This is a genomic window from Nocardioides aromaticivorans (assembly GCF_013408525.1).
GTDB lineage: Bacteria > Actinomycetota > Actinomycetes > Propionibacteriales > Nocardioidaceae > Nocardioides > Nocardioides aromaticivorans.
The window spans coordinates 4,399,757-4,413,711 of sequence record NZ_JACBZM010000001.1; the positions used below are offsets into that span (position 1 = coordinate 4,399,757).

13 protein-coding genes are annotated in these 13,955 nt (G+C 69.5%); 12 read left to right on the plus strand and 1 reads right to left on the minus strand.

Annotated features, from left to right (window positions below; translation table 11 throughout):
* The 7 genes from BJ993_RS21065 (at window position 1) to BJ993_RS21095 (ending at window position 8,058) form a co-directional block, all read left to right on the plus strand.
* Window positions 1–1,089, plus strand: a complete 1,089-nt coding sequence (locus BJ993_RS21065) for an MlaD family protein (RefSeq protein ID WP_179651049.1) — start codon at window positions 1–3, stop codon at window positions 1,087–1,089.
* Window positions 1,090–1,160: 71 nt separating this feature from the next.
* Entirely contained in the window at window positions 1,161–1,721 is a 561-nt protein-coding gene (locus BJ993_RS21070) for a hypothetical protein (RefSeq protein WP_036542725.1), read from the plus strand.
* A 30-nt stretch (window positions 1,722–1,751) separates the two neighbouring features.
* A complete protein-coding gene (locus tag BJ993_RS21075) occupies window positions 1,752–3,014 on the plus strand; it encodes a phospholipase D-like domain-containing protein (RefSeq protein WP_242530634.1) in 1,263 nt (420 codons plus the stop codon).
* Window positions 3,015–3,029: 15 nt separating this feature from the next.
* Window positions 3,030–3,917 (plus strand): SDR family oxidoreductase, encoded by an 888-nt coding sequence (locus BJ993_RS21080; RefSeq protein ID WP_179651052.1) that lies wholly within the window; start codon window positions 3,030–3,032, stop codon window positions 3,915–3,917.
* Complete coding sequence (locus BJ993_RS21085; protein ID WP_179651054.1) at window positions 3,914–4,474, plus strand: carboxymuconolactone decarboxylase family protein; 561 nt, start codon at window positions 3,914–3,916, stop codon at window positions 4,472–4,474. Before BJ993_RS21080 ends, BJ993_RS21085 begins: the two co-directional genes overlap by 4 nt.
* 34 nt (window positions 4,475–4,508) lie before the next feature.
* Entirely contained in the window at window positions 4,509–6,638 is a 2,130-nt protein-coding gene (gene uvrB, locus BJ993_RS21090) for an excinuclease ABC subunit UvrB (RefSeq protein ID WP_257026947.1), read from the plus strand.
* Between the two features lie 106 nt (window positions 6,639–6,744).
* Window positions 6,745–8,058, plus strand: a complete 1,314-nt coding sequence (locus tag BJ993_RS21095; RefSeq protein ID WP_308645659.1) for an MFS transporter — start codon at window positions 6,745–6,747, stop codon at window positions 8,056–8,058.
* Here BJ993_RS21095 and BJ993_RS21100 read toward each other — a convergent pair.
* Window positions 8,030–8,725 (minus strand): potassium channel family protein, encoded by a 696-nt coding sequence (locus BJ993_RS21100; RefSeq protein ID WP_242530637.1) that lies wholly within the window; start codon window positions 8,723–8,725, stop codon window positions 8,030–8,032. The genes BJ993_RS21095 and BJ993_RS21100 overlap by 29 nt on opposite strands.
* 254 nt (window positions 8,726–8,979) lie before the next feature.
* Here BJ993_RS21100 and BJ993_RS21105 point away from each other — a divergent pair, with 254 nt between their 5' ends.
* Genes BJ993_RS21105 through BJ993_RS21125 form a run of 5 tightly spaced genes read left to right on the plus strand, consistent with a single transcriptional unit; the run spans window position 8,980 to window position 13,951 of the window.
* On the plus strand, window positions 8,980–9,702 hold the full coding sequence (locus BJ993_RS21105; protein WP_051931936.1) for an MlaE family ABC transporter permease: 723 nt from the start codon (window positions 8,980–8,982) through the stop codon (window positions 9,700–9,702).
* Complete coding sequence (locus tag BJ993_RS21110) at window positions 9,702–10,541, plus strand: MlaE family ABC transporter permease (RefSeq protein WP_179651056.1); 840 nt, start codon at window positions 9,702–9,704, stop codon at window positions 10,539–10,541. The genes BJ993_RS21105 and BJ993_RS21110 overlap by 1 nt, the downstream gene beginning before the upstream one ends.
* Window positions 10,542–10,548: 7 nt before the next feature.
* Window positions 10,549–11,868 (plus strand): MCE family protein, encoded by a 1,320-nt coding sequence (locus tag BJ993_RS21115; protein ID WP_036542743.1) that lies wholly within the window; start codon window positions 10,549–10,551, stop codon window positions 11,866–11,868.
* Window positions 11,865–12,971: an MCE family protein gene (locus tag BJ993_RS21120; RefSeq protein ID WP_179651058.1), complete on the plus strand. Its 1,107-nt coding sequence runs from the start codon at window positions 11,865–11,867 to the stop codon at window positions 12,969–12,971. Before BJ993_RS21115 ends, BJ993_RS21120 begins: the two co-directional genes overlap by 4 nt.
* On the plus strand, window positions 12,971–13,951 hold the full coding sequence (locus BJ993_RS21125; protein WP_036542750.1) for an MCE family protein: 981 nt from the start codon (window positions 12,971–12,973) through the stop codon (window positions 13,949–13,951). Before BJ993_RS21120 ends, BJ993_RS21125 begins: the two co-directional genes overlap by 1 nt.
* The last annotated feature ends 4 nt before the right edge of the window (window positions 13,952–13,955 follow it).

The following is a 13,955-nucleotide window of genomic DNA, read 5'->3' on the forward strand; positions in this document are numbered from 1 at the left end:
ATGAAGATCCTGGGCAACAAGCTCTACCTGAGCCTGATCGGCATCATCCTGGTGCTGGTGTTCGCCGTCGCCTACGTGTTCGCCGCCGTCCTCGACCAGCCGCTCACCTCACGGCCGGTCGAGGTGAAGGTCGAGCTCGCGCAGACCGGCGGCCTGTTCGAGGGGTCCGCGGTGACCTACCGCGGCATCAAGGTCGGCAAGGTGCGGTCGATCGTGCCCGACGCCGAGACCGGCGTCGTGGCGACGATCGCGGTCACGTCCGGCACCGAGATCCCCAAGGACTCCATCGCGAAGGTCCGCAGCCTCTCGCCCGTCGGCGAGCAGTACCTCGACTTCCAGCCGAAGAAGGACGGCGGTCCCTTCCTGGCCAGCGGCGACGTCGTACCTGCGGAGTCGACGGACCTGCCGAAGAGCCTCAGCTCGACGGTCGTCGCGGTCAACAACGTGCTGCGCCAGATCGACGACAAGAAGCTCCGCACGGTGCTGAGCGAGCTCAGCACGGGCCTCAAGGGCACGGGCGACGACCTCGGCCAGATCCTCGACCAGGGCACGGCGATCCTGGAGACCCTGGACGCCGTGTGGCCCGAGACGGACCGCGTGATCAGCAGCTCCGGCACGGTGCTGGGCATCGCCACCGACAACGCCGACTCGCTGCGCCAGCTGGCGCGCTCGTCCAAGCAGTTCGCGCAGTTCCTGCGTGAGTACGACCCGGAGCTACGGCGGATGCTCAAGCGTGGCCCCGGCCAGATCAACGAGCTGGTCAAGCTGATCAAGGACGCCAACGAGGTGCTGCCCGGCTTCCTGGCCACGGGCGTCAGCTTCACCGACGTGTTCCGCTCCTACGAGCCGCACCTGCGGGCGCTGCTGCAGAACTACGGACCGGGCCTGCGCTCGGTGCTGGCCAAGGTCAAGGGCGGCGAGCTGCGCATCCAGATCATCACCAAGTCCGACCCGCGCTGCAACTACGGCACCTCGCGCCTCGACCCGCGGGTCAACGAGCGCCGGGCCCTGCAGAAGGACGGACGGTGCTCGGCATCGTTCGCCACCCTGCAGCGTGGCGCTGCCAACGCTCCGGGGCCGGTACGGTGAGCGCAGGGAGGGCCAGCCTGGACAAGCCGGGTGTCGAGCCTGCGAGCACGGAGGGGTCGGGAGCAAGCACGGTGAGCAGCGCGAGCACGAACAGCACGAAGGGTGCCGGACCGGGCAACCTGGTCATCGCCCTCGCTGCGGCACTGGTCGTGGCGCTCGCCGCCTGCGCGTGGCTGCTCGTCGACCGCCAGTCCGGCGACGACGGTGCCGACGCGCGCAGCCAGGTCCGTGAGCTCCAGGCCGAGAAGGCCGCCAACAAGGATGCGATCACCGCCGCGAGCGCCTTCGTGACCAAGGCGACCAGCTACTCCTACGAGGACGGCAAGCACGACTTCGCGTGGATCGACGAGCTGCAGAACAAGGAGGTCCGCGAGCGCCTCGAGAAGAACGTCGCCGACCTCAAGAAGGCCATCGAGGTCAGCAAGACCTCGGCCAAGGGCCAGGTGGTCGAGGCCGCCGGGCGCGTCGTGAGCGCCGAGCAGGTCGAGGTGCTCGCCTACTACAGCCAGGCGATCACCGACGACAGCGGCGAGGTGAGCGTCCAGGACGGCAGCATCCTGATGACGATGAAGCTGATCGGCGCCGACTGGAAGGTCGACTCGCTGCAGTTCCTCAGCCAGGTCGGCTCCTGACCGCTGGGCCGTCCCACTACTGTGACGCCTGTGGCGCACCGTGAACCCGACCCGCTCGCCGGGCTGAGGACCGTCCTGCGCCGGACGCTGATCACGCTGGTCGGCGTACCGTTCCTCGTCGCGATCGCGATGTCGCTGGTCGACTCCTACCGTCGTCGCGGCAAGCGGCCCAAGCCCTTCCCGACCCGGGAGCCGCGGGCCGTCACCGTCGGCGACGGGGAGATGACGACCTACACCTACGGTCGTGACCTGTACGACGACATGCTGGCGGCCATCGACGGCGCCGAGCACCAGATCCTCTTCGAGACCTACATCTGGAAGGGCGACGCGACCGGCGAGCGCTTCAAGCGCGCGCTGATCGCGGCGGCCGAGCGCGGCGTCGACGTCTACTGCATCTACGACGCCTTCGCGAACCTCGTGGTCTCGCCGGCGTTCCAGCGGTTCCCCTCGAGCGTCAAGGTCCTGCGCTACCCGGTCTACACGGCGGGCTGGCGCTTCTTCGACCTGCGCCGCTACGGCCGCGACCACCGCAAGATCCTCGTCGTCGACGACAACGTGGGCTTCGTCGGCGGCTACAACATCGGCTCGGCCTACGAGACCGAGTGGCGCGACACCCACGTCCGGATCACCGGCCCGGCCGTGTGGGACCTCAAGCGGGCGTTCGCCGACTTCTGGAACCTGAACCGTCGCCGGCGGCTGCGCGGCTCGGAGCGGCCCCTGCTGCTCGAGACGGCGTCGACGTGGGAGCCCCGCGTGCGCGTGCAGCGCAACGTGCCGCGGCTGTGGATGTTCCCGATCCGGGCGATGTACATCGAGGCGATCAACCGGGCCAGCCGCAACGTGTGGCTGACCCAGGCCTACTTCCTGCCCGACGAGGACTTCATCGACGCGGTGAAGGACGCGGCCCGGCGCGGCGTCGACGTACGCCTCCTGCTGCCGCTGAAGTCCAACCACATCGTCGCCGACTGGATCTCGCGGGGCTACTTCAGCCAGCTCCTCGACGCCGGCGTGCGGATCCTGCGCTACCGCGACGCGATGGTGCACGCCAAGACCGCCACCGTCGACGGGACGTGGGCCACCGTCGGCACGGCCAACATCGACCGGCTCAGCCTCCAGGGCAACTTCGAGATCAACATCGAGGTCATCGACGAGTCGTTCGCCAAGGAGCTCGAGGCGATCTTCGAGGTCGACCAGTCCCACTGCCTCGAGCTCACCAGCGGGGAGTGGGAGGCGCGGGACATGCACCGCAAGTTCACCGAGCTGGTCCTGGCGCCGCTCCGCCCGCTCCTCTAGCTCCCAGGAGGACCCATGTGGTTCCGAGCCCCCGTCCGCGACCTCGCCGGCAAGCAGGTCCTGGTCACCGGTGCGGCCAGCGGGATCGGCCGTGCCGTGGCGGAGTACGCCGCCGCACGCGGCGCGGTCCTGCACCTGACCGACCTGCAGGGCGAGCTGCTCACGGAGGTCGCCGAGGCGATCCGGGCCGGCGGGGGAGAGGTGGCCACGGCCGAGGCGGCCGACGTCTCCGACCATGCGCAGGTCCGGGACCTGGCGCGAGGGGTGACCGAGCGGTCGGGGCCGATGGACGTCGTGCTCAACGTCGCCGGCATCGCGGTGTGGGGCACGGTGCGCAGCCTCGAGCCGGAGCACTGGCAGCGACTGGTCGACGTCAACCTGATGGGTCCGATCCACGTGATCGAGGAGTTCCTCCCGCCGATGATCGACGGCGGGCGCGGCGGCCAGCTGGTCAATGTGTCGTCGGCCGCCGGCATCATCGCGATGCCGTGGCACGCGGCCTACAGCGCCACGAAGTTCGGCCTCCGCGGTGTGTCGGAGGTGCTCCGCTACGACCTGCGCAAGCACCGGATCGGGGTCAGCCTGGTCTGCCCGGGCGGTGTCGACACCGGCCTGGTCGAGACGATCCGGATCGCCGGCATCGACCAGCAGAGCAGGTCCTTCGTCCGCGCCCGGCGCCAGTTCCAGAAGCGGGCGGTGTCGCCGCAGCAGGCCGCCGAGTCGATCTGGAGGGGCGCGCTGCGCAACCGCTACTGGGTGTACACCTCGCCGGACATCCGGCTCGTGCACTGGTTGCAGCGCTACTTCCCGCCCGGCTACGCGGTGGCGATGCGGGTGTTCAACTACGGGGCCAACCGGGTGCTCCCGGCCGTCGAGCAGGCCCGGCGCTCGGACCTGGCATGAGCACGCCGGACACCCCGCCGGCGCAGCCGCGCATCCAGCCGGGCGGCTGGCGCGAGGTCGGCCTGTTCGTCGCTCTGTTCGCCCGCGTCGCCGGCCGGGTGCAGGGGACCGAGCCGCCGGCGGTGTTCCTCACCCTCGGGCGGCACCGCCGCCTGTTCTGGGGGTGGCTGCACTTCGCCGGCCGACTGATGCCCGGCGGACGACTGTCCCGACGGGAGTCGGAGCTGGTGATCCTGCGCGTCGCGAGTCGCCGCGGGTCGTCGTACGAGCTGACCCAGCACCGGCGGCTGGGGCGCCGCGCCGGGCTGTCCGTGGACGAGATCGCAGCGATCGAGGCGGGGGCGGTCGAGGGAGCCTTCAGCGACCGCGAGGTGCTGCTGCTCCGCGCCGCCGACGAGCTGCTGGCCGAGGGCGACCTGACCGATGCGCTGTGGAGCGAGCTCGGCGGGCAGTTCGACGACCGCGAGCGGATCGAGATCGTGATGCTCGTCGGGCACTACGCGATGCTCGCCACGGCGCTGCACGCCCTGCGGGTCCAGCCCGACCGGCCACGGTAGGCCCGCTGTCGGTGGCCGCCCGTACGCTGGATCCATGCGTCCGGTCACCGATCTCGAGCGTCGTGTCGCCCCCTTCCACGTGAAGTCGGACTACACGCCATCGGGCGACCAACCGGCCGCCATCAAGGAGATCACGAAGCGGCTCAACGACGGCGTCCAAGACGTGGTCCTGCTCGGCGCGACCGGCACGGGCAAGACGGCGACCGTGGCGTGGGTGGCCGAGCAGGTGCAGCGTCCGATGCTCGTGCTGCAGCCCAACAAGACCCTGGCGGCCCAGTTCGCCAACGAGCTGCGCCAGCTGTTTCCGGACAACGCGGTCGAGTACTTCGTGTCCTACTACGACTACTACCAGCCCGAGGCCTACGTCCCGCAGACGGACACCTACATCGAGAAGGACTCCTCGATCAACGAGGAGGTGGAGCGGCTGCGGCACTCGGCGACCAACAGCCTGCTCACCCGCCGCGACGTGATCGTGGTGTCCACGGTGTCCTGCATCTACGGCCTCGGCACGCCGCAGGAGTACGTCGACCGGATGGTCCGCCTGCGCGTCGGCGAGGAGCACGACCGCGACTCGGTGCTGCGCCGCCTCGTCGAGATCCAGTACACCCGCAACGACCTCGCCTTCACCCGCGGCACCTTCCGGGTGCGCGGCGACACCCTCGAGATCTTCCCGGTCTACGAGGAGCTCGCGGTGCGCATCGAGTTCTTCGGCGACGAGATCGAGCGGCTGATGACCCTCCACCCGGTCACCGGCGAGGTGCTGACCGAGGACCAGGAGCTCTACGTCTTCCCGGCCAGCCACTACATCGCCGGCCCGGAGCGCATGGAGCGCGCGATCCGCGGCATCGAGGCCGAGCTGGCCGAGCAGCTCGCCACCTTCGAGCGGCAGGGCAAGATGCTCGAGGCCCAGCGGTTGCGGATGCGCACGACGTACGACGTCGAGATGATGCGCCAGGTCGGCTCCTGCTCCGGCATCGAGAACTACTCGATGCACATGGACGGCCGTAGCCGGGGGAGCGCGCCGAACACGCTGCTCGACTACTTCCCCGAGGACTTCGTGCTCGTCGTCGACGAGTCCCACGTCGCCGTCCCGCAGATCGGCGGCATGTACGAGGGCGACATGTCCCGCAAGCGCAACCTCGTCGAGCACGGCTTCCGGCTCCCGAGCGCGATGGACAACCGGCCGCTGCGCTGGGAGGAGTTCCTCGACCGGATCGGCCAGACCGTCTACCTCTCGGCGACGCCGGGCGACTACGAGCTCGACAAGGTGCAGGGCGACGTCGTCGAGCAGATCATCCGCCCGACCGGGCTCGTCGACCCCCAGGTCGTGGTGAAGCCGACCAAGGGCCAGATCGACGACCTCATCCACGAGATCCGCACCCGCGCCGAGAAGGAGGAGCGGGTCCTGGTCACGACGCTGACCAAGAAGATGTCCGAGGACCTCACCGACTACCTCCTCGACGCCGGCATCCGCACCCGCTACCTCCACTCCGAGGTCGACACCCTCAAGCGGATCGAGCTGCTGCGCGACCTGCGCCTCGGCCTCTACGACGTCCTGGTCGGCATCAACCTGCTCCGTGAGGGCCTCGACCTGCCCGAGGTGTCCCTCGTGTCGATCCTCGACGCCGACAAGGAGGGCTTCCTCCGCTCGGACAAGTCGCTGATCCAGACGATCGGTCGCGCGGCCCGCAACGTGTCCGGCGAGGTGCACATGTACGCCGACCGGGTCACCCCGTCGATGGAGGCGGCCATCGACGAGACCAACCGCCGCCGGGAGCGGCAGGTCGCCTACAACGAGGCCAACGGCATCGACCCGCAGCCGCTGCGCAAGAAGATCGCCGACATCACCGAGATGCTCGCCCGCGAGGACGAGACGACCCAGGAGCTGCTCCAGACCTGGGCCGACGTCGGCCAGAAGGGGCGCGCCGGCGGGGTGAAGCCGAAGAAGTCGCCGACCCCGCAGCTGCGCTCGACCGACATCGGCGGGCACGCCGCCGAGCTGGCCGGCCTGCCGAGCTCCGACCTCGCCCAGCTGATCCAGGACCTCACCGACCAGATGAAGGCCGCCGCGGCCGAGCTGCAGTTCGAGCTGGCGGCGCGGCTGCGCGACGAGATCGGCGAACTCAAGAAGGAGCTGCGCCAGATGATGGAGGCGACGAAGTGAGGAGGGAGTGCCGAGCGAGGAACGAGCTCGAAGCACTCCCGACGAGCGCGGGAGCCGCGCGAGCCCCGGCGAGCGGCGGCGACGGCGTAGTCGATAATCTCGGCTGGTGAGTCAACCGGGGACGCCGCGTCGCTACCTGGTCTGGGGCGTCGGCCTCGTCGTCTACGCCCTCGCGGTCTTCCACCGCAGCAGCCTCGCCGTCGCCGGTCTCGCGGCGACCGAGCGGTTCGACATCTCCGCCAGCCAGCTGGCGTCGTTCACGATGCTGCAGCTGCTGGTCTACGCGTCGATGCAGATCCCGGTCGGCCTCATGGTCGACCGCTACGGTTCGCGGACCGTGCTGACGGCCGCGGTCGCCGTGGTGAGCACCGGTCAGGCGGCGTTCGCCTTCGCCGGCGACTACCCGACGGCGCTGGTGGCCCGGGCGCTCGTCGGCGTCGGCGACGCGATGACCTTCATCTGCGTCCTGCGCCTGGTGACGTCCTGGTTCCCGGCGCGGCAGGTGCCGCTGGTCAGCCAGCTGACGGGCAACCTGGGCCAGCTCGGCGCCCTGGGCGCGGCCGCGCCGATGACCTGGGCGCTGGGGCAGTTCGGCTGGACGCGCGCCTACCTCGCGGGCGCTGTCGCCGGCCTGGTGATGCTCGTCGTGCTGCGCCTGGTCCTGCACGACTCGCCGACCCAGGCCCACCTGCGCGGGGTCCCGATGTCCGCACGGGCGCTGGCGCGCAGCCTCGCCGCCTCCTGGGAGCAGCCGGGCACCCGGCTCGGCCTCTGGATCCACTTCTCGACGCCGTTCAGCCCGGCCCTGCTCGGCCTGCTGTGGGGCTTCCCGTTCCTGGTCAGCGCCGAGCACCGCTCCGAGGCGACCGCCGGTGCCCTGATCTCGCTGCTGTTCCTGACCAACCTGTTCTACGGGCCGTTCTTCGGCTGGCTGGTCGGCCGCCACCCGTGGCACCGCTCGACGCTCGGGCTCGTGATCATCGGCGCGATGGCGTCGGTGTGGGCGAGCGTGCTGCTGTGGCCGGGCGACGCCCCGCTGTGGCTGCTGGTCCTCCTCATCCTGGTCACGGGTGCGGGCGGGCCGGGCTCGATGGTGGGCTTCGACGTGGCGCGCACCAGCAACCCCGACCACCGCACGGCGAGCGCGAGCGGCATCATCAACGTCGGCGGGTTCACGTCCTCGCTGCTGGTGATCGTGGGCGTGGGGATCGTCCTCGACGCGCTGTCGCCGGGCTCGGACGGCAGCTACCCGCCCGAGGCGTTCCGCTGGGCGATGGCCGTGCAGTACGTCCTGTGGGGGCTCGGGACGGTGCAGATCCGCCGCTACCGGCGGCGGATCCGCTCGCTCACCACCCGGGAGCAGGTCGCCGCCGGCAGCTCGATGGTCGAGATCAGTCCCGGGCCGCGCCCGAGCGCGTGAGTCCGACGAGGCGGGCGACCACCAGCGCGACGTAGAAGACGCCGGCCACCTGCTCGAGCATCACCAACGAGCGCGCCTGGGCGACGACGGGGTAGATGTCGGACAGGCCGACGCTGGTCAGCGTCGTGAACGACAGGTAGAGCAGCTCGAACCACGGCAGGTCGGTGCTGGCGTCCGGGCTGCTCCAGCCCACGAACGAGCCGGGCCAGATGACCTGCGCGGCGGCGTACAGGTAGGCGAAGCCCCAGGCGACGACGGTGAAGGCCGCGCCCGTGGCGAAGAGCTCGTCGCGGGTGACCTTCTCGTCGTGGAAGAGATAGCGGATCAGCGCGTAGGAGACGAAGAAGTAGAAGGGGACGTGGAACGCAGCCGAGGCGACGACGACCCAGCCGAGGTCCGGCTCGACCGCCTCGGCGACCGCGAGCACCACCGCGGGCGCGCCCAGCAGCAGGGCGACCCAGGTGAGGACCTCGGTGCGGCGTACGGCCCACACGGCGGCCAGCACGACCAGCATCTGGACCACACCGACGACCGCGCGACCGAAGGTCGAGCCGTCGAGACCCGGGTAGGCGAGCACCAGCACGAGCTGGGCCACGAGCAGGACGGCGGAGGGGTGCCTCGCCACCGCGCGCACCGGCGCCGGCAGGCGGGAGATCGGCGTCGTCACAGGAGGATCCTAGGGAGCACCCTGTGAATGCCGTCGCCTCCCGTGACCCGACCCGCCGGCGGGCAGTTGTGCTCCCTGGAGGGTGACCACATGTGGCTCCAGTCACACGGTGTCGCGTTGGTCACAACAAGAACGTGTTCTAATATTGCCCGGCGACGTGCTCAGGGAAGCGCGTCGGGCAGGCACGGGAGAGGAGCGCGGGCGTGGCGTTCAACGCCGTTTCGGTCGTTCGCGGCCCCGGTGAGATCGCGCTGATGGTCGTCGAGGTGACCAAGCGGATCTTCACCCGCCCGTTCCAGTTCCGGGAGTTCCTCGAGCAGGCCTGGTTCGTCACCAGCGTCACGCTGATGCCGACCATCATGGTCTCGATCCCCTTCGGGGCGGTCATCTCGCTGCAGGTCGGCAACCTGACCGGGCAGCTGGGCGCCCAGTCGTTCGCCGGTGCGACCGCGGTGCTCGCCACGGTGCGCGAGGCGGCCCCCATGGCCGCGGCGATGATCATCGCCGGCGCCGCGGGGTCCGCGATCTGCTCCGACCTCGGCGCGCGCAAGATCCGCGAGGAGATCGACGCGATGGAGGTGCTGGGCATCGACCCACTCGAGCGCCTGGTGGCTCCCCGGGTCGTCGCGACCATGTTCGTCGCGCTGATGATCAACGGCATCGTCATCGGGACCGGTATCGGAGGCGGCTACTTCTTCACCGTCATCGTCCAGGGCGGCTCGGCCGGTGCCTTCCTGTCGTCCTTCACCGCGCTCGCCTCGCTGCCCGACCTCTACATCGCCATGGTGAAGGCGGTCATCTTCGGGTGGCTGGCCGCGATCATCGGCGCCTACAAGGGCCTCGGCGCCGGCGGCGGCCCGAGCGGCGTCGGCCGCGCCGTCAACGAGTCGGTGATCATCGCGTTCATGGCGCTGTTCTTCCTCAACGCCGTGATCACCGCCATCTACTTCCAGATCGCTCCGCCGGTGGGTCTCTGATGGCCGTCGCAGGGGAGATCGTGGGCGGCGCGGTCAAGAGCAGCCGTTCCGGCCTCGAGGGGTACGGCGACCAGCTGCTCTTCTACGCCAAGGCGCTCGTCTGGGCGCCGCGGGCCATCCGCCGCTACCCGCGCGAGATCAGCAACACCCTCGCCGAGGTCGCGTTCGGGGCCGGGGGCCTGAGCCTGATCGCCGGCTCCGTCGGCGTGATCGCGTTCATGGCCTTCTTCGCCGGCACCGAGGTCGGCATCCAGGGCTACGCCTCGCTGAGCCAGATCGGCGTCGCGAAGTTCAGCGCCTTCATCTCGGCCTACTTCAACACCCGCGAGGTCGCCCCGCTGGTCTCGTCGATCGCGCTGGCCGCGACCGTCGGCTGCGGCTACACCGCCCGCCTGGGTGCGATGCGGATCTCCGAGGAGATCGACGCGCTCGAGGTGATGGGCATCCCGTCGCTGCCCTTCCTCGTCACGACCCGGATGATCGCGGCCTTCGTCGCGGTGATCCCGCTCTACATCGTGGCCCTGTGCGCGTCGTACCTCTCGCCGCGGCTCATCGTCACCTTGATCTACGGGCAGTCGCCGGGCACCTACGACCACTACTTCCTGCAGTTCCTGCCGCCCATCGACATGGTGTGGTCCTTCTTCAAGCTGCTCTTCCTCGCGGTCGCGGTGATCCTCATCCACTGCTACTACGGCTACACCGCCTCCGGTGGCCCGGCCGGCGTGGGTCGCGCGGTCGGCAAGGCGATCCGGACCAGCATCGTGACCATCGTCGTCGCCGACTTCTTCCTCAGCTTCGCCATCTGGGGCTCGACGACCACGGTCCGGATCACGGGGTGAGGGCCTGATGCTGGTCAACATCCACCACGACAGCGCCCGGGAGCACAATCGACTCCTGGTGGCCGGGATCGGCTTCCTCACCGCGATCGCGCTGCTCATCTGGCTGTCGATCGCGATCTACAACAAGGCGTTCGACAGCACCACGACGATCACGGTCAAGGCCGACCGGGCCGGTCTGCAGCTCGCCAAGTTCGGCGACGTCCGGATCCACGGGGTGCTGGTCGGCCGGGTCGAGAAGATCGACCAGGACGGCGAGCAGGCGGAGATCACCCTCGCCCTCGAGCCGGACGCGGCGAAGAAGATCCCCGCCGACGTCGACGTGCAGATCCTGCCGACCACCCTGTTCGGCCAGAAGTTCGTCGCGCTCGTGCGCCCCGACGGCGGCGGCTCCTCGACCTCGCTCAAGGACGGCGACGTCATCCCCGCCGACCGGGTCGAGACCAATGTCGAGCTCAGCCAGGTGCTCGCCGACCTCTTCCCGCTGCTGCGCGCCGTCCGCCCGGCCGACCTCAACCTGACGCTCAACGCGCTGGCGACCGCGCTCGAGGGCCGGGGCAGCGAGATCGGCGAGACGATGGACCAGCTGGGGGAGTACCTCGGCGCCATCGAGGACCACCTGCCCACGCTGCGCGAGGACCTGATCGCGCTGGCCGACGTCGCCGACGCCTACGACCTCGCCGCGCCGGACCTGCTCGACATGCTCGACAACGTCACCGTCACCAGCAAGACGGTCACCGAGAAGGCGAAGGACCTCGACACCTTCTTCTCCGACCTCACCGGTCTGGCGAGGACGGGCACGCGGATCCTCACCACCAACGAGCAGAACCTGGTCCGGATGGGCGAGGTCACCGAGCCGGTCATGGCCCTCCTGGCGGAGTACTCGCCGGAGTTCCCGTGCCTGATCCGCGGCGCGGCCAACTACGCACCGATCCTGTCGAAGACCTTCGAGGGCAACTGGGTGAAGCAGTACATCGAGCTCGGCACCCCGCAGTACCGCGCCTACGACGAGCGCGACCTGCCCGAGTACGGCGAGGTCGGCCACGGTCCGTGGTGCCTGGGCCTGCCGAAGTTCACCGTCCCGGCTCCCGCCACGCCGCTGGACCAGGGCTCCGACATCGACGAGAAGGGCGGCTACCTGCCCTTCCCGATCCCCGGCGTCGAGAACCCCAACGTGAGCCTCGACAGCGGGTACGCCGGCAGCGAGGCCGACCAGAAGGTGGTGAACGCGGTGCTGGCGAGCAAGGCCGGGGGCGAGCCGTCGTCGTACGGCGCCCTGGGGTCGCTGCTCTACGGGCCCGTCGTGCGTGAGGGGCGGGCGGCCGGATGAGCAACACGTCCGCGAGCCACCTCCTCAACCGCCGCAACGCCGCGACCACGTCGGCCGCGATCAAGCTCGGCATCTTCACCGCGGTCTCGATCCTCGTCACCGGCACGCTGGCGGTGATCATGGGCAACATCGGCTTCGGTGACCGCAACGAGTTCAAGGCGGTCTTCACCAACGCGACCATGCTCGAGAAGGGCGACGACGTCCGCGTCGCGGGCGTCAACGTCGGCGAGGTCAGCAAGGTCGAGCACTACAAGCGCTCGATGGCGCTGGTGACCTTCAAGGTCGACGCCGGCGTGCACATGACGACCGCCTCGCGCGCGGAGATCCGGTTCCTCAACCTCGTCGGCGACCGCTACATGGCGCTGGAGGAGGGCACCGGCGCCGACGGCGCCGATCCGCTGCACGACGGCGACACGATCAAGGTCGAGAACACCAAGCCGGCCCTCGACCTGACCGTCCTCTTCGACGGCTTCAAGCCGCTGTTCGCCGCGCTCACCCCCGACCAGGTCAACGAGCTGAGCATGAACCTCGTCCAGGTGCTGCAGGGCGAGGGCGGCACGGTGAAGAGCCTGCTGGCCCACACCGCCTCCCTGACGACGACCCTCGCGGACCGCGACGCGCTCATCGGCGAGGTCATCACGAACCTGTCGTCGACGCTGAAGACGGTCGACGACCGCCACCAGCAGCTCAGCACGCTGGTCGTCGAGCTCAAGGACTGGATGACCGACCTCGCCAAGGACCGCGACACGATCGGGTCCTCGCTCGACAACATCTCGCAGCTGACCGTGACGGTCGCCGACCTCCTGCGTCGGGGCCGGCCGCTGCTCAAGGAGGACATCGCGGCGCTGCGGAGCCTCTCGAAGCTGCTCAACCGGCCCGAGAACCGCAAGAACCTCTCGCAGCTGCTCGACCGGATGCCCGAGACCATGACCGACCAGACCCGCACGGGCACCTACGGCTCCTGGTACCAGTACTACGTCTGTGGTGTCTCCGCGTCCATCCGACTGCCGATCGTGGGGGAGCAGGCGCTGTTGAAGCGGATCTTCGGCTACCTGTCCGAGTTCTCGTTCAAGTCCACCGCTCCCCGGTGCCAGGACCATTGATGGCCAACACGAGCGACGCCCGCATCCTGCGCCTCGGCGTGATCACCCTGGTGGTCATGGCCGTGGTCTCCGCCGCCACCTTCAACCTGGGCAAGTTCCCGGGCTTCCGCGGTACGACGTACTACGCCGAGTTCTCCGACGCCAGCGGCATCCACAAGGGCAATATCGTCCAGGTCGGCGGCATCCGCGTCGGCCGGGTCTCCGACGTGACGCTGTCCGGTGACCGGGTCAAGGTGAAGTTCGAGCTCGACGGCGACGTCGACTTCGGCAAGGAGAGCACCGCCTCGATCGAGGTGCTCAACCTCCTCGGCGAGAAGTTCCTCGACGTCCAGCCGGCCGGAGGAGGCCAGCTCGCGTCGGGGGGCACCATCCCGCTCGAGCGCACGGAGGCGGCGTACGACATCGTCGGGGTGTTCAGCGACCTGACGACCACGACCGAGGAGATCGACACCGAGCAGCTCTCCCAGGCGCTCGACACGGTGGCGGACACCCTCGACGTGTCCGCGCCGGAGATCCAGGCGTCCTTCGACGGCATCGCGCGGCTCTCCCAGAGCGTGGCCTCCCGCGACGCCGAGATCCAGACGCTCTTCGACAGCTCGCAGCAGGTGAGCAAGGTGCTGGCCGACCGCAGCGGCGACATCGTCTCGCTGATGAAGAACAGCGACCTCGTCTTCAAGGAGCTCACCAAGCGCAAGGCGGCAGTGCACGACCTGCTCGTCAACGCCCGCAGCCTCGCCGTCGAGCTGCGCGGCCTGGTGAAGGACAACGAGAAGCAGATCGGACCCGCGCTGGCCGAGGTCGACGGGCTGGTGTCCTTCCTGGTGTCGAAGAAGAAGAAGCTCAAGGAGACGCTCGCCGCGCTCGGGCCCTACGTCTCCATCCTCAGCAACATCATCGGAACCGGTCCCTGGTTCGACGCCTACGCGTCCAACCTGCTGGCCCTGCCGTCCGGTGAGTTCGTTCCCGGGTTCCCGGAGTGATGGC

What these genes read in the sequence shown, in the direction of transcription:
- BJ993_RS21065 (WP_179651049.1), top strand. Translation starts at nt 1, where the DNA reads ATGAAGATCCTGGGCAACAAGCTCTACCTGAGCCTGATCGGCATCATC.
- BJ993_RS21080 (WP_179651052.1), top strand. Translation starts at nt 3,030, where the DNA reads ATGTGGTTCCGAGCCCCCGTCCGCGACCTCGCCGGCAAGCAGGTCCTG.
- BJ993_RS21085 (WP_179651054.1), top strand. Translation starts at nt 3,914, where the DNA reads ATGAGCACGCCGGACACCCCGCCGGCGCAGCCGCGCATCCAGCCGGGC.
- uvrB (WP_257026947.1), top strand. Translation starts at nt 4,509, where the DNA reads ATGCGTCCGGTCACCGATCTCGAGCGTCGTGTCGCCCCCTTCCACGTG.
- BJ993_RS21105 (WP_051931936.1), top strand. Translation starts at nt 8,980, where the DNA reads ATGGTCGTCGAGGTGACCAAGCGGATCTTCACCCGCCCGTTCCAGTTC.
- BJ993_RS21110 (WP_179651056.1), top strand. Translation starts at nt 9,702, where the DNA reads ATGGCCGTCGCAGGGGAGATCGTGGGCGGCGCGGTCAAGAGCAGCCGT.
- BJ993_RS21115 (WP_036542743.1), top strand. Translation starts at nt 10,549, where the DNA reads ATGCTGGTCAACATCCACCACGACAGCGCCCGGGAGCACAATCGACTC.
- BJ993_RS21120 (WP_179651058.1), top strand. Translation starts at nt 11,865, where the DNA reads ATGAGCAACACGTCCGCGAGCCACCTCCTCAACCGCCGCAACGCCGCG.
- BJ993_RS21125 (WP_036542750.1), top strand. Translation starts at nt 12,971, where the DNA reads ATGGCCAACACGAGCGACGCCCGCATCCTGCGCCTCGGCGTGATCACC.